The 18,906-nt window shown below is 69.4% G+C and carries 19 protein-coding genes and 1 tRNA gene; 10 read left to right on the top strand and 10 right to left on the bottom strand.

The features are described from left to right. Window positions 1-31 precede the first annotated feature (31 nt). From gatA to HBB12_RS27490, 4 genes are all read right to left on the bottom strand, one after another. On the bottom strand, window positions 32-1,525 hold the full coding sequence (gene gatA, locus HBB12_RS27505) for an Asp-tRNA(Asn)/Glu-tRNA(Gln) amidotransferase subunit GatA (protein ID WP_236992273.1): 1,494 nt from the start codon (window positions 1,523-1,525) through the stop codon (window positions 32-34). Between the two features lie 73 nt (window positions 1,526-1,598). Then, window positions 1,599-1,886 carry an Asp-tRNA(Asn)/Glu-tRNA(Gln) amidotransferase subunit GatC gene (gatC, locus tag HBB12_RS27500; RefSeq protein ID WP_093568433.1) on the bottom strand — a complete coding sequence of 96 codons (288 nt, stop codon included), beginning with the start codon at window positions 1,884-1,886 and terminating at the stop codon, window positions 1,599-1,601. A gap of 112 nt (window positions 1,887-1,998) precedes the next feature. After that, window positions 1,999-2,439 (bottom strand): hypothetical protein, encoded by a 441-nt coding sequence (locus tag HBB12_RS27495; RefSeq protein WP_236992272.1) that lies wholly within the window; start codon window positions 2,437-2,439, stop codon window positions 1,999-2,001. Between the two features lie 146 nt (window positions 2,440-2,585). Then, window positions 2,586-3,284 carry a metal-dependent hydrolase gene (locus HBB12_RS27490; protein WP_236992271.1) on the bottom strand — a complete coding sequence of 233 codons (699 nt, stop codon included), beginning with the start codon at window positions 3,282-3,284 and terminating at the stop codon, window positions 2,586-2,588. A 104-nt stretch (window positions 3,285-3,388) separates the two neighbouring features. On the opposite strand from HBB12_RS27490, the gene ruvX reads away from it, so the two are divergent. Continuing rightward, on the top strand, window positions 3,389-3,883 hold the full coding sequence (gene ruvX, locus HBB12_RS27485; protein WP_236992270.1) for a Holliday junction resolvase RuvX: 495 nt from the start codon (window positions 3,389-3,391) through the stop codon (window positions 3,881-3,883). 202 nt (window positions 3,884-4,085) lie between these two features. On the opposite strand, the gene topA is transcribed toward ruvX, so the two are convergent. After that, window positions 4,086-6,854, bottom strand: coding sequence for a type I DNA topoisomerase (gene topA / locus HBB12_RS27480; protein ID WP_236992269.1), 2,769 nt, complete (start codon window positions 6,852-6,854; stop codon window positions 4,086-4,088). A 201-nt stretch (window positions 6,855-7,055) separates the two neighbouring features. Between topA and HBB12_RS27475 the strand changes: the two genes are divergently transcribed. The 6 genes from HBB12_RS27475 to dprA are packed head-to-tail and all read left to right on the top strand — an operon-like array spanning window position 7,056 to window position 11,805. After that, complete coding sequence (locus HBB12_RS27475; RefSeq protein WP_236992268.1) at window positions 7,056-8,003, top strand: aspartate carbamoyltransferase catalytic subunit; 948 nt, start codon at window positions 7,056-7,058, stop codon at window positions 8,001-8,003. 12 nt (window positions 8,004-8,015) lie between these two features. After that, complete coding sequence (locus HBB12_RS27470) at window positions 8,016-8,234, top strand: type II toxin-antitoxin system HicA family toxin (RefSeq protein ID WP_236992267.1); 219 nt, start codon at window positions 8,016-8,018, stop codon at window positions 8,232-8,234. Next, the gene (locus HBB12_RS27465; protein WP_236992266.1) at window positions 8,231-8,617 is read left to right on the top strand and encodes a type II toxin-antitoxin system HicB family antitoxin; all 387 of its coding nucleotides are present in this window, start codon (window positions 8,231-8,233) and stop codon (window positions 8,615-8,617) included. Before HBB12_RS27470 ends, HBB12_RS27465 begins: the two co-directional genes overlap by 4 nt. Before the next feature lie 44 nt (window positions 8,618-8,661). Further along, the gene (locus HBB12_RS27460; protein WP_236992265.1) at window positions 8,662-9,963 is read left to right on the top strand and encodes a dihydroorotase; all 1,302 of its coding nucleotides are present in this window, start codon (window positions 8,662-8,664) and stop codon (window positions 9,961-9,963) included. Next, window positions 9,963-10,562 (top strand): glycerol-3-phosphate 1-O-acyltransferase PlsY, encoded by a 600-nt coding sequence (gene plsY / locus HBB12_RS27455; RefSeq protein ID WP_236992264.1) that lies wholly within the window; start codon window positions 9,963-9,965, stop codon window positions 10,560-10,562. Before HBB12_RS27460 ends, plsY begins: the two co-directional genes overlap by 1 nt. 55 nt (window positions 10,563-10,617) lie before the next feature. Then, window positions 10,618-11,805 carry a DNA-processing protein DprA gene (dprA, locus tag HBB12_RS27450; protein ID WP_236992263.1) on the top strand — a complete coding sequence of 396 codons (1,188 nt, stop codon included), beginning with the start codon at window positions 10,618-10,620 and terminating at the stop codon, window positions 11,803-11,805. Between the two features lie 215 nt (window positions 11,806-12,020). Here the strand turns inward: dprA and HBB12_RS27445 are convergent, their stop codons facing one another. Further along, window positions 12,021-12,779 (bottom strand): tRNA1(Val) (adenine(37)-N6)-methyltransferase, encoded by a 759-nt coding sequence (locus HBB12_RS27445; protein WP_236992262.1) that lies wholly within the window; start codon window positions 12,777-12,779, stop codon window positions 12,021-12,023. Then, window positions 12,776-13,000: a putative signal transducing protein gene (locus tag HBB12_RS27440; RefSeq protein WP_109975457.1), complete on the bottom strand. Its 225-nt coding sequence runs from the start codon at window positions 12,998-13,000 to the stop codon at window positions 12,776-12,778. Before HBB12_RS27440 ends, HBB12_RS27445 begins: the two co-directional genes overlap by 4 nt. A gap of 201 nt (window positions 13,001-13,201) precedes the next feature. On the opposite strand from HBB12_RS27440, the gene HBB12_RS27435 reads away from it, so the two are divergent. Further along, window positions 13,202-14,230 (top strand): polyprenyl synthetase family protein, encoded by a 1,029-nt coding sequence (locus HBB12_RS27435; RefSeq protein ID WP_236992261.1) that lies wholly within the window; start codon window positions 13,202-13,204, stop codon window positions 14,228-14,230. 76 nt (window positions 14,231-14,306) lie between these two features. Here the strand turns inward: HBB12_RS27435 and HBB12_RS27430 are convergent, their stop codons facing one another. Beyond that, a complete protein-coding gene (locus HBB12_RS27430) occupies window positions 14,307-15,383 on the bottom strand; it encodes a hypothetical protein (protein ID WP_236992260.1) in 1,077 nt (358 codons plus the stop codon). A gap of 127 nt (window positions 15,384-15,510) precedes the next feature. On the opposite strand from HBB12_RS27430, the gene HBB12_RS27425 reads away from it, so the two are divergent. After that, window positions 15,511-15,586 (top strand) — tRNA-Lys (locus HBB12_RS27425). 703 nt (window positions 15,587-16,289) lie between these two features. Here HBB12_RS27425 and HBB12_RS27420 read toward each other — a convergent pair. Both HBB12_RS27420 and HBB12_RS27415 read right to left on the bottom strand, forming a co-directional pair. Next, the gene (locus HBB12_RS27420; RefSeq protein ID WP_236992259.1) at window positions 16,290-16,670 is read right to left on the bottom strand and encodes an LbetaH domain-containing protein; all 381 of its coding nucleotides are present in this window, start codon (window positions 16,668-16,670) and stop codon (window positions 16,290-16,292) included. Between the two features lie 62 nt (window positions 16,671-16,732). Continuing rightward, window positions 16,733-17,128 carry a hypothetical protein gene (locus HBB12_RS27415; protein WP_236992258.1) on the bottom strand — a complete coding sequence of 132 codons (396 nt, stop codon included), beginning with the start codon at window positions 17,126-17,128 and terminating at the stop codon, window positions 16,733-16,735. A gap of 1,059 nt (window positions 17,129-18,187) precedes the next feature. Here HBB12_RS27415 and HBB12_RS27410 point away from each other — a divergent pair. Further along, complete coding sequence (locus HBB12_RS27410; protein WP_236992257.1) at window positions 18,188-18,757, top strand: hypothetical protein; 570 nt, start codon at window positions 18,188-18,190, stop codon at window positions 18,755-18,757. Window positions 18,758-18,906: the final 149 nt, after the last annotated feature.

Below are 18,906 nucleotides of genomic sequence, written 5' to 3'. Positions count from 1 at the left end.
TCGGGCGGGTAATACGGGACGGTGGGGTGGTTCACGCCCACCACGCCTGCGGCAGGGCGATGCGGCCCGCCGCCTCCTCGATCACCTGGCCGGCGGCAAACAGCGTCTCCTCGTCGAAGGGCCGGCCGATCAGCTGGAGGCCGAGCGGCAGCCCCTGCGCGTCGAGGCCCGCCGGAACGGCGAGACCCGGGAGACCGGCCATGTTCACCGTCACGGTGAACACGTCGAGGAGGTACATCTCGACCGGGTCGGCCTTGGCCTTCTCGCCGAAGCCGAAGGCGGCCGACGGGGTGGTGGGGGTGAGGATCGCGTCGACGCCCGAGGCGTAGACCTGCTCGAAGTCGCGCTTGATCAGCGTGCGGATCTGCTGCGCCCGGACGTAATAGGCGTCGTAATAGCCGGCCGAGAGCACGTAGGTGCCGATCATGATCCGGCGCTTGACCTCGCGGCCGAAGCCGGCGGCGCGGGTGCCCTCGTACATCCCGACGATGTCGCGCGCCGGAACGCGCAGGCCGTAGCGGACGCCGTCGTAGCGGGCGAGGTTCGAGGACGCCTCGGCCGGCGCCACGATGTAGTAGGCCGGCAGCGCGTACTTCGTGTGCGGCAGCGAGACCTCGACCACCTTGGCGCCGGCCTCGCGCAGCCAGTCGGCGCCCTGCTGCCACAGCCGCTCGATCTCGGCCGGCATGCCGTCGACCCGGTACTCCTTCGGGATGCCGATGGTCAGGCCCTTGACGCCGCGGTTCACCGCCGCCTCGAAGTCCGGCACCGGCAGGTTGACGGACGTGGTGTCCTTGTCGTCGTGGCCGGACATCGAGGTCAGCAGGATCGCGGTGTCGCGCACCGTGCGGGCGATCGGCCCGGCCTGGTCGAGGGACGACGCGAAGGCGACCGTGCCCCAGCGCGAGCAGCGGCCGTAAGTGGGCTTGATCCCGACCGTGCCGGTGAAGGCCGCCGGCTGGCGGATCGAGCCGCCGGTATCGGTGGCGGTGGCGCCGAGGCACAGGCGGGCCGCGACCGCGGCGGCCGAGCCGCCCGACGAGCCGCCGGGCACCAGCCTGGTCTCGTCGCCGGGCCTGCGCCAGGGCGAGATCACCGGGCCGTAGGCGCTGGTCTCGTTCGACGAGCCCATGGCGAACTCGTCGAGGTTGAGCTTGCCGAGCATCACCGCGCCGTCACGCCACAGATTGTGGGTGACGGTGGATTCGTAATGCGGCTGGAAGCCCTCGAGGATCTTCGAGCCCGCCGTGGTGGTGACCCCGTGGGTGCAGAACAGGTCCTTGATGCCGAGCGGCAGGCCCTCGAGCGGCCGGGCCTCGCCGGCGGCGAGCTTCTGGTCGGCGACCTCGGCCATGGCGAGCGCCCGGTCGGACGTCTCGAGCAGGTAGGCGTTCAGCACGCGCGCCTTCTCGATCGCCGAGAGATGGGCCTGCGTCAGCTCCCGGGCGGAGAAATCCTTGGCCCGCAGCCCGTCGCGGGCCTGCGCCAGGGTGAGGTCGGTCAGCTCTGCCGGCTTGGTGCTCACGATCGTCTCGTCCTGTCGCGGCCATCGGCCGTCTTGGGTGCGCTGTCGGCGGTCTCGGCGGTCTCGAACGAGATTACTCGACGACCTTCGGCACCACGAAGTAGTTGTCCTCGGTCAGCGGCGCGTTGAACACGATCTCGCGGGCGTGGCCGCCATCGGTGATCACGTCCTCGCGGCTCTTCATCGCCATCGGGGTCACCGAGGTCATCGGCTCGACACCCGACACGTCGACCGCGTCGAGCTGCTCGACGAAGGACAGGATGGCGTTCAACTCGTCCTGGAGCGGCGCCACCTCGTCGTCGGTGACCGCGATCCGCGCCAGATGCGCGATGCGCCGGACCGTCTTGGCGTCGACCGACATGGGCACTCCGTTCGGACAAGCGAGGAACCGGGCTCGACGAGCCCGGCGGCCGGTTCACGGCCGCGAGGCGCTATAACACCGGCTTTCGCGCTGCCGCAACGGGCGGGGTGGGTCAGGCCGCCGGCCGCTGGAGCGGGAGCGCCGCGATGGCGTGGGCCCGGCTCGCCGGCGCCTCGATCATCACCGCGCGCGGCTTGAAGTTCCGGCGCGCCTCCATGCCGCCCGTATAGAGCACGGCCGCCGCGGTCAGCAGCATCAGCTTGTGCTTGCGCGGCATCCGCCGGGGGGCGCCGTCCTGCGGCGCCGGCTCGGCGGGGAGCGAAGCGGCCCGGCAGATCCGGCGGCCGATGGCCAGGATCGCGTCGGCCGGCACCCGGCGGGAGACGGCCGGGGCGAAGCTCCCGCCGGCGGCGGGCAGCTTGCCCCGCAGCGGGCTCAAACCCCCGTCGAGGTCGAGGGTCATCCGGCCCTGCATCGGCGGGGAAAGCTCCGTCGCGGGGGAGCGATCCTGCCGGCCGGCGCCGGACGAGAAGGGAAGGATGACGGCAGCCACGGCGACCTCGATGCGGGGACACGACAGGTTAACGTTTCGTTAATCCCGCCAGAGCCACCCCGCCACGTCAACCTTCCGTTAACCTTAACGGTGCCGGCCGTTCGACCGCGCCGGCCGCCCCCGGGGGAGGGCGGCCGCGCCTCGTCCTACACCGTGACGGCGGTGCCCTTGTGCGGCACGATCACCTGCACGCCGCTGCCGTCGAGCGCGGACACGAAGCGCTCCGCGCTCTGGTCGACGATCGGGAAGGAGCCGTAGTGGCAGGGAATCACGGCCTTCGGCTTGAAGAAGCGCTTGACCGCCAGCGCCGCGGTCTCCGCCCCCATGGTGAAGCGGTCGCCGATCGGCACCATCAGCACGTCGGGCCGGTAGATCTCCTGGATCAGCGCCATGTCGCCGAAGATGTCGGTGTCGCCCATGTGGTAGACCGTCGGCTCGCCCTCGGCGCGCACGATCACGCCGTTCGGCAGTCCCAGCGGCACCGTCACCCCGGCCTCGCTCATGCCGGCCGAGTGGTCGGCCCGCACCAGGCTGACCCGGAACCCCCCGACATCGACCGTGCCGCCGGTATTCATCGGCTCCAGTTTCGTCACGCCCTTCGAGGACAGCCACATGCACAGGTCGTAGTTGGTGACGACCTTGGCGCCGGTCTCGGCGGCGATCTCGACCGTGTCGCCGACATGGTCGCCGTGGCCGTGGGTGATGAGGATATGGGTCGCGCCCGCGGTCGCCGCCTGGCGGTCGCCCTCGAAGGCCGGGTTGCCGCTGAAGAACGGATCGATCAACACGTGAGCGGACCCGAAATCGAGGCGGAAGGTGGAATGGCCGAACCAGGTGATGCGCATCGGATGATCTCCGGGCGAAGGATTTTTCGGAATCGGCGGCCGACCGCCCGGACGCTGCGGCGGGGCGGGGCCGGCACAGCCTACCTAACGCGCGGAGGCCGGCCGTGAACCGGGAGACCATCGCGGCTTTTGCCGCCGGGTCGCGCGGCGGCGCCCGCCTGCTCGGGCTCGACCTCGGCACCAAGACCATCGGGCTCGCCCTCTCGGACGTGCAGCGCCGGATCGCCTCGCCGCTGGAGACGATCCGGCGGGTCAAGTTCACGCCCGATGCCGCGGCCTTGGCGGCGATCGCGACGAAACACGCGGTCGGCGGGCTGGTGGTCGGGCTGCCCCTCAACATGGACGGCAGCGAGGGCCCGCGGGTGCAATCGACCCGCGCCTTCGTGCGCAACCTGAAACCGATCCTGCCGCTGCCGGTGCTGTTCTGGGACGAGCGCCTGTCCACGGCCGCCGTCACCCGCACCCTGCTGGAGGCCGACGCGTCCCGGGCCCGGCGCGGCGAACTCGTCGACAAGCTCGCGGCGGCCTACATCCTGCAGGGCTGCCTGGATGTGCTCGACGGGCTGCGCGAGGACGGGGAGGAGGATTTTCTGGAGTAGGGCGCACCACTTCAACCCTCCCCCCTCTGCGGGGGAGGGTGCCCCACGGAGTGGGGCGGGAGAGGGGACAACGCTTCCGGAGAGGTCGCGACCGTGATGACGGGCGCCCTCTGGATCACCGTCGCGCTGCCCCTCTCCCGGCCCCTGCTGACGCAGGGTCCACCCTCCCCCGCAGAGGGGGGAAGGGTTCGCGCGTCGCGTTCTACTCGCCGGCCGCGCTCTTCGCCGCCGACTTCTTCGCCGGAGCCTTCTTGGCGGTCGTGCTCTTCGTCGCGGGTGCCTTGGCCGCCGCCTTCCGGGCCACCGGCTTGGGCGTCGCCGCCTCGCCCTCGGTCCCGTCGGCCGCCTCCGCCTTCGCGGTCTTGGCCTTCGCGGTCTTGGTCGCCGCCTTGGCAGGCGCCTTGCGCGCGCCCGCCTTCTTCTTCGTCCCGCCGCCGGCCTCGCGCCGCGCCGCGATCAGGCGCAACGCCTCGTCGAGCGTCACGGCCTCGGCGTCCGCCCCCTTCGGCAGGGTGGCGTTGATCTCGCCGTCGGTGACGTAGGCGCCGTAGCGGCCGGCCTTCACGGTGATCGGGGTGTCGCTGCCCGGCGCGGTGCCGATCACGCGGCCGGGATCCTGTGCCGGGCGCCGCCCGCCGCCCTGCTCCTTCTGGACGATCAGGTCGATGGCGCGGTTGGCGCCGACCTCCAGCACGTCGTCGTCCTTGCCGAGATTGGCGTAGGTCTTGCCGTGCTGCACGTAAGGACCGTAGCGGCCGATATTGGCCAGGATCGGCTCGCCGGTCTCCGGGTGACGCGCCACCTCGCGCGGCAGCGACAGGAGCTTGAGCGCCTTTTCCAGGTCGACCGCCGACGGCGACAGACCCTTGGGCAGGGAGGAGCGCTTCGGCTTCTCCGCCCCCTTCTCGGCGGAAGCCTCGCCGAGCTGCAGGAACGGGCCGAAGCGGCCGTCGCGCAGGGTCACCGGCAGGCCGGTCTCGGGATCGTCGCCGAGCACCCGCACGCCGGGCTGGCCGCCTTCGCCGGACCCTTCGCCGTCGCCGTCGAGGCCGGTGGCGTTGAGCTGGCGGGTGTACTTGCACTCGGGATAGTTCGAGCAACCGACGAAGGCGCCGAACTTGCCGAGCTTGAGCGAGAGCTGGCCGCTGCCGCAGGTCGGGCAAGCGCGCGGGTTCGAGCCGTCGGCCTTGGCCGGGAAGATGTGCTCGGCCAGAAGCCCGTTCAGCGCCTCCAGCACCTCGGTGGTGCGCAGTTCCTTGGTGCCGGCGATCGCCGCGGAGAAGTCGCGCCAGAAGTCGCGCAGCACCGCACGCCAATCGATCTCGGCGTTCGAGACCCGGTCGAGCTGGCTCTCTAGGTCGGCGGTGAAGTCGTACTCGACGTAGCGGCGGAAGAAGCTCTCGAGGAAGCCGGTGACGATCCGGCCCTTGTCCTCGGGCACCAGGCGCTTCTTGTCGATCTTGACGTATTCGCGGTCGCGCAGGACCTGGAGCACAGCGGCGTAGGTCGAGGGCCGGCCGATGCCGAGCTCCTCCATCCGCTTGACCAAGCTCGCCTCGGAATAGCGCGGCGGCGGCTCGGTGAAGTGCTGGGTCGCGGCGATGCGCTCGCGGGTAAGCCCGTCGCCGGCCTTCATCGGCGGCAGGCGGCGCGATTCCTCGTCCTCCTCGTCGTCCTTGCCCTCCTGGTAGAGGGTGAGGAAGCCGTCGAACTTCACCACCTGGCCGGTGGCGCGCAGCTCGATGCGGCGCGGACCGACATTCGCCGCGATCTCGACCGTGGTGCGCTCCAGCTCCGCCGATTCCATCTGGCTCGCCACGGTGCGGATCCAGATCAGCTCGTAGAGCTTGGCCTGTTCCGGCTCGAGGAAGCGGGCGACGTCCTTCGGCAGCCGGGCGAGATCGGTCGGGCGCACCGCCTCGTGGGCTTCCTGGGCGTTCTTGGCCTTGACGCTGTACTTGCGGGGCGCCCCCGGCACGTAGGCGTCGCCATACTCCGCGCCGATCACCTGGCGCGCCTGGGCCACCGCCTCCGGCGCCATGTCGACGCCGTCGGTCCGCATGTAGGTGATGAGGCCGACGGTCTCGCCGCCGATCTCGGTGCCCTCGTAGAGGCGCTGCGCCACCCGCATGGTCTGGGCCGGCGCGAGGCCGAGCTTGCGCGAGGCCTCCTGCTGCAAGGTCGAGGTGGTGAAGGGCGGCTGAGGATGGCGCTTGGCGGGCTTGGCCTCGACCGACGCGACCGTGAAGGTGGCAAGCTCCAGGTCGCGCCGGAAGGCCTCGGCCTCGTCTGCCGTGCCGACGTCGAGGCGCTGTATGCGCTTGCCGTCGGCGCCCACCAGCCGCGCCTCGAACACCGCGCCGCTCTCGGTCTTGAGCGTCGCGACGATCGACCAGTATTCCCGCGGCTTGAAGGTCTCGATCTCGCGCTCGCGGTCGCAGACGAGGCGGAGCGCCACCGACTGCACGCGCCCCGCCGAGCGGGCGCCCGGGAGCTTGCGCCACAGGACCGGCGAGAGGTTGAAGCCGACGAGGTAATCCAGCGCCCGGCGCGCCAGGTAGGCGTCGACGAGCGCCTGGTCGATCGCCCGCGGCTGGGCCATCGCGGTCGCGACCGCGTCCTTGGTGATGGCGTTGAAGGTGACGCGCTCGACGGGCACGTCCTTGAGCACCTTCTTGGCCTGGAGCGCCTCCAGGACGTGCCAGGAGATCGCCTCGCCCTCGCGATCCGGGTCGGTCGCCAGGATCAGCTTGTCGGCGCCCTTCACGGCTTTCGCGATCTCGGCGACGCGCTTGGCCCCGCGATCCTCCAGCTCCCACAGCATATGGAAGTCCTGCTCGGGATCGACCGAGCCGTCTTTCGCCGGAAGATCCCGGATATGCCCGAACGAGGCCAGCACCTCGTAGTCGCTGCCGAGGTATTTATTGATCGTCTTGGCTTTCGCGGGCGACTCGACGACGACGACTTTCATGGACGGGTTGCCTCTTCGAAGAGCACACCGCGGCAGATCGGGCTTCAACTTGTGCGGGGCGGCTGGCGCGAATTTTCGCGCGGCGAAGCGGACAAGTGGGTGATGACGCGGCGCTTGTCAAATACCGCCGATGGTCCGAAGCGTTCCCGCAAGCCCGTCCTTGCGGGTGACGCCGAGCCCTCCTATAGCCCTGGTCTCAGGATGAGCACCCAGGCACCCCCCGGCTTCCCGCACCGCCACCTCCTCGGCATCGAGGGTCTGTCGCCCCTCGACATCGTGGCGCTCCTCGACCGTGCCGACGAGGCCGTCGAGATCAGCCGCCAGGTCGAGAAGAAGCGCACGACGTTGCGCGGACGCACCCAGATCAACCTGTTCTTCGAGCCTTCGACGCGGACCCAATCCTCGTTCGAGCTGGCCGGCAAGCGCCTCGGCGCCGACGTGATGAACATGTCGGTCGCCTCCTCGTCGGTGAAAAAGGGCGAGACCCTGATCGACACCGCCGCGACCCTGAACGCGATGCGCCCCGACATCATCGTGGTGCGCCACCACCAGGCCGGCGCGGTGCATCTGCTCGCCCGCAAGGTCGATTGCTCCGTGGTCAATGCCGGCGACGGCGCCCACGAGCACCCGACCCAGGCGCTCCTCGACGCGCTGACCATCCGCCGCAACAAGGGCCGGGTCGAGGGGCTGACGGTGGCGATCTGCGGCGACGTCCTGCATTCGCGGGTGGCGCGCTCGAACATCATCCTGCTCATGGCGCTCGGCGCCCGGGTGCGGGTGATCGGCCCCTCGACCCTGCTGCCGCCGGGCCTCGCCCGCTTCGGCGTCGAGGTGTTCACCGACATGCGCAAGGGGCTGACAGACGTCGACATCGTCATGATGCTGCGGCTCCAGCGCGAGCGGATGAACGGCTCCTTCGTGCCCTCGGTGAAGGAGTATTTTCGCTATTTCGGCCTCGATGGCGACAAGCTGCGCCACGCCAAGCCCGACGCGCTGGTGATGCATCCTGGCCCGATGAACCGCGGCGTCGAGATCTCGTCCGAGGTCGCGGATGGCGCGCAGTCGCTGATCCGGGAGCAGGTCGAGATGGGGGTCGCGGTGCGGATGGCCGTGCTGGAGGCGCTGGCGACCCACCTGCCGAACGCGTGACCGCCGCTTGACATGCCGCCGCGGGCCTTCGACCTTGACATCCAGGCGATCCGGCGGCGCCTCGAGCGGGAGGGCTGGCGGATCCGGCCCTCGAAGGGCACGCACGACATCTACACCATGCCGGGACGCCCGCACGTCGCGGTGCCCCGGGGCCGCGGCAGCCTGCCGTCCGGGACCGCCCGGTCGATCGCGCGGCACGCCGGGTGGCTGGACGGGAGCGAGGAGCCGTGACCGCGTATATCGGCATACTGGAGAAGGAGCCCGGCACCCTGTGGGGCCTCTGGTTCCCCGACCTGCCGGGCTGCATCGCCGCCGGTGATTCGGCCGACGAGACCCTGGCGCAAGGAGCCGAGGCGCTGGCGCAATGGTCGGCCCTGGCGCGGGAGGACGGCGCCGTCCTGCCGGCGCCCCGTTCCATCGAGGTCCTGCGGTCGGATCCGGACGTCGCCGGTGCTCTCGCGGCGGGCCACGTCGCGGTCGCCGTCAGGCCGCCGGCCGACGATCTCGGCCTCGACGACGCGCAGCTCCACGCTGTCGATCGGGCCGCCGAGCGGCGGGGCCTGACGCGCAGCGGCCTCGTGCGGGCGCTGGTGCTCGACGAGATCGCCGGCTGATCCCGCCCGCGTCTCTCCTTCCTTACTTCCCGCTTCGTAGGCCGATGTCACCCTCCTGCCTTCTCCTCACCAACGCCCACCTGATCGACCCCGCCACCGGCCGCGAAGGCCCGGGCGCGGTGCTCGTCCGCGATCAATCGATCGCCGAGGTCCATTGGGGCACACCCGCCGCCCTGCCCGAGGGCGCCGAGGTGATCGAGTGCGGCGGCCAGGTGCTCACCGCCGGCCTCGTGGATCTCCGCGCCTTCGTGGGCGAGCCGGGCGCCGAGCACCGCGAGACCCTGGCGAGCGCCAGCGCGGCGGCCGCGGCCGGCGGCGTGACCACGCTCGTGTGCATGCCCGAGACCAACCCGCCGATCGACGAGCCGGCCATCGTCGATTTCGTGCTGCGGCGCGCCCGCGACACCGCCAGCACCCACGTCTTGCCCGCCGCCGCGATCACCAAGGGCCTCGCCGGCCAGGTGATGACCGAGTTCGGCCTGCTCACCGAGGCCGGCGCCGTCGCCTTCACCGATGGGCTCAAGGCCGTCACCAACGCCCAGGTGATGCGCCGCGCCCTGACCTATGCCCGCGATTTCGGCGTCCTGCTGATGCAGCACGTCGAGGAGCCGACGCTCGTCGGCGACGGGGTGATGAACGAGGGCGAGATGGCCTCGCGGCTGGGGCTCCACGGCATCCCGCGGGAGGCCGAGACGATCCTTCTCGAGCGCGACATCCGCCTCGTGCGCCTGACCGGCGGGCGCTACCACGCGGCGATGATCTCGTGCGCCGACTCGGTCGAGATCGTGCGCCGCGCCAAGGAAGCCGGGCTTCCCGTCACCTGCGGCGTCTCGGTCAACAACCTGGTGCTGAACGAGAACGACATCGGCCACTACCGCACCTTCTGCAAGCTCTCGCCGCCGCTCCGCACCGAGGCCGACCGGCAGGCGGTGGTCGCGGCGCTCAACGAGGGCGTGATCGACGTGATCGTCTCCGATCACAACCCGCAGGACGTCGAGACCAAGCGCCTGCCCTTCGCCGAGGCCGCCGACGGGGCGCTCGGGATCGAGACGCTGCTCGCCGCCGCTTTGCGCCTGGTCCATGCCGGCGACGTCTCGCTGCCGCGGCTGCTTGCCGCCCTCTCCGCCGCCCCGTCGCGGGTGCTCGGCCGCGAGACCGGACGCCTTAGCCCCGGCGCTCCGGCCGACCTCGTGCTGATCGACCCGGATGCTCCTTACGTCCTCGACAAGCGCCAGCTGAAGTCGCGCTCGAAGAACTCGCCCTTCGACGAGGCGCGGCTGCAGGGGCTGGCCTCGCTGACCATGGTCGCCGGCCGCATCGTCCACCGCAGCGAGGAGACGCGCTGATGGCGCCGGACTGGACGCTCATCGCCCTCTGGCTCGCCGTCGGCTACCTCTTCGGCGCGATTCCCTTCGGCCTCATCCTCACGCGCTTTGCCGGCCTCGGCGACGTACGGGCGATCGGCTCGGGCAATATCGGCGCCACCAACGTGCTGCGCACCGGCCGCAAAGGGCTCGCCGCCGCGACGCTGCTGGGCGACGCGCTGAAGGGCACCGCCGCGGTGGTGCTCGCATCCCGCCTCGGCGGGCAGGAAGCGGCCATGGCGGCGGGACTCGGCTCCTTCCTCGGCCACCTCTTCCCGGTCTGGCTCGGCTTCAAGGGCGGCAAGGGCGTCGCCACCTTCATCGGCGTGCTGCTCGGCCTGTTTCCCCTCGGCGTGCTGGTCTTCGCCGTGATCTGGATCGGCCTCGCATTCCTGCTGCGCTACTCCTCGGCGTCCGCGCTCGCCGCATCGGCCGCCACCCCCGTCGCCCTGTGGGCCCTCGGTCAGGGGCGCCTCGCGGTGCTGTTCTGCGTGCTCGCCCTGCTGCTATGGTGGAAGCACACCCCCAATATCCGCCGCCTCGTGGCGGGGACGGAGGGGCGCATCGGGCAGAAGGGCTGAAGGTCTGACAACGACCCTCACCCAAGGTTCGGCGGATCGCCGAGGGGAGAGGGTCTTGCAGTTAAGCGACGCGCAGCGCCTCGACTGGCTCCGGCTGATCCGCTCCGAGGGCGTCGGGCCGCGCACCTTCCGGGGCCTGGTGAACAAGTTCGGCGGGGCGGGGCCGGCGTTGAAGGCCTTGCCCGGCCTCGCCAAGTCCCGCGGCAAGCCGATCCGGGTCATCACCAAGGCGGAAGCCGAGCGCGAGATCGCGGCGGCGGCCCGGATCGGCGCCCGCTTCGTGGCGATGGGCGAGCCCGATTATCCCCTGCCGCTCCAGGCCACCGCCGATGCGCCGCCGCTGCTCTCCTTACGCGGCGATTCCGCCTGCCTGAAGCGGCCCTCCGTCGCCATCGTCGGCTCGCGCAATGCGTCCGCGGCCGGTCTCACCTTCACCGAGCGCCTGTCGCATGCGCTCGGCGGCGAAGGGCTGGTGATCGTCTCAGGATTGGCCCGCGGCGTCGATGCGAGGGCGCACAAGGCGGCGCTCCAGACCGGCACCGTCGCGGTTCTGGCCGGCGGGCACGACCGGATCTATCCCTCCGAGCACGAGGAGCTGGTCGCGCGCATCCTCGACAATGGTGGTGCGATCGTCGCCGAGATGCCGATGGGCTGGGAGCCCCGCGGCCGCGACTTCCCGCGCCGCAACCGCATCATCTCGGGGCTGTCCCTCGGCACGATCGTGGTCGAGGCGGCGCGGCGCTCCGGCTCGCTCATCACCGCCCGCTTCGCCCTGGAGCAGGGCCGCGAGGTCTTCGCCGTGCCGGGCTCGCCCCTCGATCCCCGGGCGGAGGGCACCAACGACCTGATCCGCGACGGCGCCACCCTCTGCGCCGCCCCCGAGCACGTCATGGCGGTGCTCGGCCCCCTGATCGGCGGGCCGGCGCCGGACACGGGAGCCGAGGACGCGGCGGACCGGCCGGAGCCGGCGCTCTACTGGGACGAGATTGATTTCTCCGCCGAGCCGGTCACCGCCATGGCGGCCGAGCCGGCGCAACGCCTCCTCGACGAGACCCCGCCGGTTTCGCTGCGCCAGGACGAGCGGACGATCCTCCTCGAACTCCTCGGCCCGTCGCCGGTGCCGGTCGATGCCCTGGCGCGGCAGGCCGGGCTGTCGGCCCGGGTGGTCCAGGGTTTGTTGATGGAACTGGAACTCGACGGGAAGATCTGGCGGCATCCGGGTGGGGCGGTGTCGCTGCGATGAGAGGCGCGCGCGAAATCGCGCTGTGATACGAAATCCGGAAGATCACTTCCGGATTTCGTATCATCAGCCCGCGCGGCGCCTGAGCGAAGCCGCTTTCCGCATCGCGAAGCGATCAATCGGAAAGCGTATGATTTGCATCGGCGCTCCAGAAGAGCGCGCTTCCCCTCTCCCGTGCGGGAGACGGGATCCCGCGACTTCCTGGTTTCGCGGAAACTCTATGACATTCTCTCGCCCCGGTGCATCGCCTCGACCGGCTCCGTAAATCGTCCGTCCGGCCCATGCAGCACCAGGGCCGGCGCCAGAGCGAAGGGCGCCCGGCTGCCGCGCACCCCCGCCACGAGCACGCGGATCGCCGGAGACTCCGCCCGCGGCTGAATCGGCGTGACCTCGATCGAGCCGAACCGGCCCGCCATGGCGTCGAGGCAGGCCGGCAGGGCATCGGCCCGGTGGATCAGCACCAGCCGGCCGCCGGGGCGCAGCAGGTCGGCGCAGGTGCGAAGCCACGCCTCCAGGCCGCCGGGTTCCGTGAAGCCGTGCGCCGCGGCCCGGACTGCGACCGGCGAGGCGCGGTGCCGCCCGGCCTCGAAGAAGGGTGGGTTGGTGAGAAGCAGGTCGACCGAATCGGGCAGGAGACCGGCGGCGCGGCGCTCGCGGCCCGGCGCGGTCACGTCGGCCTCGATCACCCGGACGCGGGAGGCGAGCCCGTTTTCCTGCACGTTGACGCGCGCGAGATTCGCAGCCTCCGGGTCGCGCTCGATCAGCATCACCTGCGCCGCCGGGCAGGCCAGCGCGACCGCGAGCCCGACCGCGCCGGTGCCGGCCCCGAGGTCGCACACCGTCTCGCCGGGTCGGGCACCGGCGCTCGCGGCGAGCAGCACCGCGTCGGTCCCGGCCCGGTGGGCGCCCCGCGGCGGCTGGCGCAAGGTGAGCCGTCCGCCGAGCCAGGATTCAGCGGGGGGAGGGGCCTCGCTCACGGGTGCCGCAGCTCGTGCGCGAGGCCCGCATCGGTGAGGATGCGCCGGGCCTGGCGGGCATGGTCCTCCGGTACCAGCAGCCGGCGCGGGAAGGCGCCGATCATGCCCTCCATCACGCTGATGTGGTTGTCGGCCACCAGAACCGGGATCTCGGCGCCGGTGAGAAGGGATTCCGCGAAGCCGATCAGGACGAGATCGTTGGTGCGGATCAGCTCGATCATGGGGTTTGCGCGGGTTCCTGCTCGGATCGCGGCGGCCATACCACAGTGTCGCGCCGGTTGCTGCGCATCCCCAGGCCGCGGCACTGCCGCCAGGGCTTGCGGCAGCTTGCGTGTTGCCGCCGGGGGCGCTCGCGTGCCAAAGGGGGCGGGAGTAGACCGAGGCCCCGGGGTTCGGGGCGGCGCTGAGGAGATCGCGCGGGCGTGGGCGTCGTACTTTCCCTTCAGGACAGACCCTCCGATCCGGAGGCCAGCCTCGATGCCCTGGTGGGGCTCGTGGCCGGCGGGATGGAGCGCGTCAACGCGATGATCCTGTCGCGCACCGGCTCCGACGTGACGATGATCCCGGAGGTCGCCAACCACCTGATCTCCTCGGGCGGCAAGCGCCTGCGCCCGATCCTGACCCTCGCCACGGCCTCGCTGTCGGGCTACGACCCGGCGAGCGACGGCGACGTCAAGCTCGCCGCCAGCGTCGAGTTCATGCACACGGCGACGCTTTTGCACGACGATGTCGTCGACGAGAGCGACATGCGCCGCGGCAAGGTCGCGGCTCGGATCAAGTGGGGCAACGAGGCCAGCGTCCTCGTCGGCGATTTTCTGCTCGGTCAGGCCTTCAAGATGATGGTCGAGGTCGGCTCGCTGCGCGCCCTCGACATTCTCTCGTCGGCCGCCTCGGTGATCGCCGAGGGCGAGGTGATGCAGCTCACCGCCGCCCGCTCGACCGAGACCACCGAGGACGAGTACCTGGCGGTGATCCGCGCGAAGACCGCCGAATTGTTCGCCGCCGCCTGCGAGGTCGGCCCGGTCATCGCCGCGCGCCCGATGCCTGAGATCGCCGCCTGCCGCAGCTACGGCATGAATCTCGGCATCGCCTTCCAGCTCGTCGACGACGCCCTCGATTACGGCGGCACCAGCGCCGATCTCGGCAAGAACGTCGGCGACGACTTTCGCGAGGGCAAGATCACCCTGCCGGTGGTGCTGTCGTTCCGCCGCGGCAGCGACGAGGAGCAGGACTTCTGGCGCCGCACCCTGGAGCGCCAGGAGATCGCGGAGCCCGCCGACCTCGAGACGGCGATCGCGATCATGCGCCGCCACCACGCCCTCGAGGACACGATCGCGCGCGCGCGTCAGTACGGCGACCGGGCCAAGGACGCGCTGGCGCTGTTCCCGCCCTCGCCGATCAAGCAGGCGCTGATCGAGGCGGTGGATTTCTGCATCGCGCGGGCCCGGTAGACCGGGCGCGGCAGCCGGCGCGGGCCGGCGAGGCCTCTGGTCCGCCCGTGACGCGCCCGTCGCCCGGACGGGTCTCCTACTTCGTCGCGCCGGGCGGCGCCGCGAGCACGCGGTAGACGCCGTCCGGATCGTCGCGGGGCTCCGCCACCGCCCGCTTCAAGTCCGCGACGATGCGGGCGGCGACCGGCAGGCGGTAATGCAGGGCGTCCCAGTAATTCGTGTCGTCCCGCGTCACCGCCGACGGGATGCGGAAATCGACCACGGTCGCGCCGTGCCGCCGGGCGATCGCGGTGACCTGCGCCTTGCACGTCGCCTCGCGCGCCGCGGCGGCGCTGCCGGGCTCTGGCTGCGCCGCCACGTTGACCGGCATGAAGGCGACGAGCTTGAGCCCGTCCGCCGGGACGAGGCCGAGGAGTGCGTCGAGCCAGGGCAGGGCCGGCAAGGAAACGGCCTGCCCGGGGGCATTCGCATCGCCCGTCGTCCCGGGGGGGGAACCGTCGCCATGGATGTGGGCGGCGGCCCGCGCGGCGTCGTAGCGGGATTCCGGCGGCGTGAAGACCTCGTAGCCGTCGCCGCGGATGCGCGCCGGCATCCGTCCGAGGGCGTGGAGCAGCGCCCGGCCGGCGATCTCGGCGCTCTGCTGGTTCCACTGGCGGAACGGCGCATCCCAACCGAGCGGCTCCCGGTACAGCCAGGGCGGGAAGGCCCGGAAGGTCAGGCGCTTCGTGTCGGCATCCGCCTCGCACCACGGTGCGTCGAGGCCGAACAGCACCGCTTTCGCGGGCGCCCGCGCGAGGAAGAGCCGCGCGAGCTGCGTCTGTTCCCAGGGCGTCGCCGCGTTCATGGCGAGGTTGGCGAAGCGGCCGCCGAAGGCCCGGTCGAGGGCCTGCGGGTCGAGGAGGCGAGCGGTCGAGGTCCCGAACACCGCCGCGTCATAGGCGCCGCTCCGCACCACCTGCGGGTACATGAAGCGCTGGTTGAGATCCAGGATCGGTCCCGGTGCCCGCCCCGGGGCGGCGCGCAGGCCGTAGGGGTCGAGGATCGTCACGAAGGCGAGCACGCCCAGCCCCAGGGCTCCGGCCGCGCCGAGGAGGAGGCCGGCGAAACGCCGCCAGGGGGCGGGAGCGGCGGGCGTTGCGGTATCTCGTAGCATCGGGACGCCGGTTGATGTGGGCGGCCCTGGTCTCCCGGTTGACCCGGCCGCGTCAACCCCCTATGTCCGCCCTTGTCCCAAGCAGGATCGGGCCGGCCCACCAGCGCCGCGCCATCGTCCGGGACGCGGGCGCGTAGCTCAGCTGGTAGAGCAACGGACTTTTAATCTGTAGGTCCTGGGTTCGAGTCCCAGCGCGCTCACCACATATCATGAGAACCGCCGATGCCGATCCAGCTGCGCGCTGATGTCGGGGCGATCGACTTGGCGTCCTGCATTAAATCTTGATCGGTCTGCCCGAGAGAGACCACAGGCATCATTCCCGACTTTGCCCGCTCAGGCGCGCGATCCCTGGCATGGGGCCGATCACCGTCCTCCTCGCCTGTGCCTCGGGAGCCTGAATGGCCGCGGCTTGGTCGATCGGATGGAGTGGGCGTCGATGACGCACCAGCCTCGTGCCGACGGCCTGGGACGCTGACGCGTCAGGCCGTCGACCCGTCCCGGAGGTGCGAGTCGGTTACAGGAAGGGCGGCAAGACATTGCCCGGGTGACGTCATCGGTCGCGTCGACGTTGGACCGGTCTCAGTGCAGGGGGGTTCAAAGCGTGGTGCTCAAAAAAATACTTCATCGAAGGGGGCAAGCTTGCCCGAGTCCACGAGATCGATGATCTGATTGATGTTTCTGAAATCGATCCCCGCAAATTCCGTAAATTTATAGCGCCATCATTCGGTCCCCAGAAGTCGTTCGATGGTCTTGTCGTCGAACATATAGCGGACTATGCGCCCGGGATTGCCGACAACGACGGCATAAGGTGAAATGTCGTTCGTGACGAAGCTTCGCCCGCCGATGATGCAGCCAGACCCGAGCTTGACCCCCGCTCGGACATAAGGTCCCGATCTGGTCCAGACATCATGTTCGATCTCGATTTCTTTTAAAGAACCGGCTGTCTTTGGAGAAGTCTTGTGTTTGATAGTCCGTGCCGATGGCGGCCTCTCCGAACATTCCGTAGCCGAATGTGATTGCGGATGTCGTGAGGCGGTCCGCTGGATGTTCGAACTCGCCGAGAGAGGCGCTGTGTGCGATGGAACAATAGCGGCTGATCCGCTTGATCGCGGTGTCGATGTGCGAACAACTATAGGTTGAAGCGCCAATCGATGCTTGAGATAAGTTGTTGATTACAGAAATTAATCTCACATGCCGCTTGATACGGGCCTCATGCGGCAGACTGTGCTTATGTTTATGAAATTTACACCATAATTCGACCAGCCGCTGTTTTCTGTCATCGCTCATGGTGGATGGTTCCGTGTATGATGGCAGCGGCCGAACGACAGTCGCGGAAAAATGGGATTTGCTCATGATGAGCGAGCGACGTCGCGGTTCGTGCCGGTAGTCGAGCTTTTTGCCCTGATGGCGCAAGGGCAAGGATGTCCGTCATTTTTTTCGTGATGCGGATCGCTCGCATCGCTCTTATGTGCGGTTCGGAGATTTATAAATCGAAATAAAAACACCCGTTCAGTGGTGGAGCCGGACGGGAACCGCGGCATCATCGAGAGATTTTTGCAAGTTATATTATTCGAATACAGGATAAATATCTTCGAATCTCCGAAATATAAATTTATTATTACCGACAGTTTGCGCGAATTTTCTGGAGTTAGGGCGAAGACGACGCCCCCGTCTGCGCTTTTTTCTAGCTCACTTATCAAATCCGTTGCCGCGAGCTTGGCTTCCGCAGCTGTTGCCTCTTTCATGGCGTGCTCTCTGTTCATGAGAACAAAAAAGCGTCGAAATCGACGGGGCGACCGACCCAGCTTCAATCGCTGCGGCAGTGAAATTTTGCATTACATCACCGCGTCTCGCAGCGGTAAGGACGCTGCGGAATGCCGCCAACACGATTCGATGGCGGTGGGACAGGCGCACGGCCAATGAAGAATTGTCTCCACTCGTTTCGGTTGAGGATGGAGGCCGGGCAGGCAAGGCGGATGACAGCCTTCTCGTCGTTATCCATCGGGCTAGAGCACTTCACGATCTCGTTGCAATCGCGAAGCTCTCTAGGTTTTTGATTTTGCCGCATTTTCTGCAACGAACCGGCATCCACTTCGTCGGAAAATGCTCTAGGTCTGACTGTGTTTCGGCATGAAGACTGTGATACGGGTTCCGATTGATCGCTTCGCGATGCGGAAACCGGCTTCGCTCAGGCGCCGCGCGGGCTGGTGACACGGCCGGGACCGGATCGATGGTCGTCAATCCCCCGTGTGATGAGCCGCGGCGGTCCGGCATGCCCGGGCAAGGGCCGAATGGTCGGACGCGCCGGCCGCCGGACCGGACCCCGCATACCGTCTCCTCGCCTCAGGCGAGCGATCACCAAGAAGCAGGCTTGATGGAAGCGTTCGTCCGGCGGAGTGCCGGGGAAGCGGCGCTCTGGCCATCAAGTCAGGCTGATTTTCTACGAGGCCGCGCCGGAGTTCTGCCTTCGCGGCCGGTCTGCTGAATGGCAGATCCAATGTCGCGATCGGCGCACCGGTTTGGTAATGCTGCCTGTGACGATGGGGATCGCCAACTTGCCCATTTTCATGCCGAGAATCTATTTGAGAACGGTCTTCATGTCTCGCTATCCGATGTGCATATCGTAGAATCTCCTCGATATGGTGCGGGCATAAGGAGGGGCGCGAACGGGAATTCAAGACTGTGGCGCCGATATCCGCTGCGTGATGATATCCATTGGTGATGGCACTGGTCCTGTGCGCTTCCTCGTTGACGCTGCACCTCACCTATGCAAGGACCCGGTGCCCAGTTTCACCGGAGGGGCGATGTCGGGGAATGATGCGCTCATGAAGGCCTTGGCTGATGTGAGCGAACGCCGAGCGGCGCTGGAGGCGGAGTACGAGCGGATCGGGGCGGAGCTGGCCAAGCTCCGGCTGGCCGAGAACGCGTTGCGCGCCATCATCGAGGATACGCCGATCGAGGATCTCGGCCTGTCGCGGCCCTCCGGGGGGGCGGTGGCCGGTCCGGAAAGGGGCGAGCCCCGCGCGAGCGGCCGGCGCGGCCCGCGCGGCCCGCGGGCGAACTCGACCAAGGGCCGCCTCAAGGCCCTGATCGACGGCGCCGGGCCGCAGGGCCTGTCGCAGCCGCAGATCCTGCGCGCGCTGCCCGATGCCGCCCCGACGACCATCAACGCCTATCTCAGCTCCATGGTGACGGCCGGCGAGGCGCTGCTCGTCGGCAACTTCTACACCAAGATCCGCACCCGGGACGACGAGGTAGAGCGGGCGGAGGAAGACGAGGACGATCAGGGCGACGCCGAGGACGACGTCTATGACGGCGACGATGTCGCCGACGAGGACGACCGGGACCGCGGCGGCTCCCAGAAGATCGCCTGAACGCGCGCGGCCATGTGCGCTGCCGCACCGGCCGGACGCGGGAAGGAGCGCACATCCGGGCCACACCCGGCTGGTTTCTCGTCGCGCGCTGCCTGGCGCGACGACTTGCCGGCGCGGGATGGTGGCGGTCCGGCCTCCCGCGGCCTAGG

Origin of the sequence: Methylobacterium sp. SyP6R (genome assembly GCF_019216885.1) — a bacterium.
Taxonomy (GTDB): Bacteria; Pseudomonadota; Alphaproteobacteria; order Rhizobiales; family Beijerinckiaceae; genus Methylobacterium.
The sequence above is the reverse complement of the archived record's forward strand: the minus strand, read 5'-3'. Positions and strand labels throughout refer to the sequence as shown.

Bases quoted from the DNA above. Each gene is read 5' to 3' on its own strand.
- gatC (WP_093568433.1), bottom strand. From the start codon at position 1,886: ATGTCGGTCGACGCCAAGACGGTCCGGCGCATCGCGCATCTGGCGCGG.
- HBB12_RS27490 (WP_236992271.1), bottom strand. From the start codon at position 3,284: ATGCGCATCACCTGGTTCGGCCATTCCACCTTCCGCCTCGATTTCGGG.
- topA (WP_236992269.1), bottom strand. From the start codon at position 6,854: ATGAAAGTCGTCGTCGTCGAGTCGCCCGCGAAAGCCAAGACGATCAAT.
- HBB12_RS27475 (WP_236992268.1), top strand. From the start codon at position 7,056: ATGAGCACCCAGGCACCCCCCGGCTTCCCGCACCGCCACCTCCTCGGC.
- HBB12_RS27470 (WP_236992267.1), top strand. From the start codon at position 8,016: ATGCCGCCGCGGGCCTTCGACCTTGACATCCAGGCGATCCGGCGGCGC.
- HBB12_RS27460 (WP_236992265.1), top strand. From the start codon at position 8,662: ATGTCACCCTCCTGCCTTCTCCTCACCAACGCCCACCTGATCGACCCC.
- plsY (WP_236992264.1), top strand. From the start codon at position 9,963: ATGGCGCCGGACTGGACGCTCATCGCCCTCTGGCTCGCCGTCGGCTAC.
- HBB12_RS27440 (WP_109975457.1), bottom strand. From the start codon at position 13,000: ATGATCGAGCTGATCCGCACCAACGATCTCGTCCTGATCGGCTTCGCG.
- HBB12_RS27430 (WP_236992260.1), bottom strand. From the start codon at position 15,383: ATGCTACGAGATACCGCAACGCCCGCCGCTCCCGCCCCCTGGCGGCGT.
- HBB12_RS27420 (WP_236992259.1), bottom strand. From the start codon at position 16,670: ATGAGCGATGACAGAAAACAGCGGCTGGTCGAATTATGGTGTAAATTT.
- HBB12_RS27415 (WP_236992258.1), bottom strand. From the start codon at position 17,128: ATGAAAGAGGCAACAGCTGCGGAAGCCAAGCTCGCGGCAACGGATTTG.
- HBB12_RS27410 (WP_236992257.1), top strand. From the start codon at position 18,188: ATGTCGGGGAATGATGCGCTCATGAAGGCCTTGGCTGATGTGAGCGAA.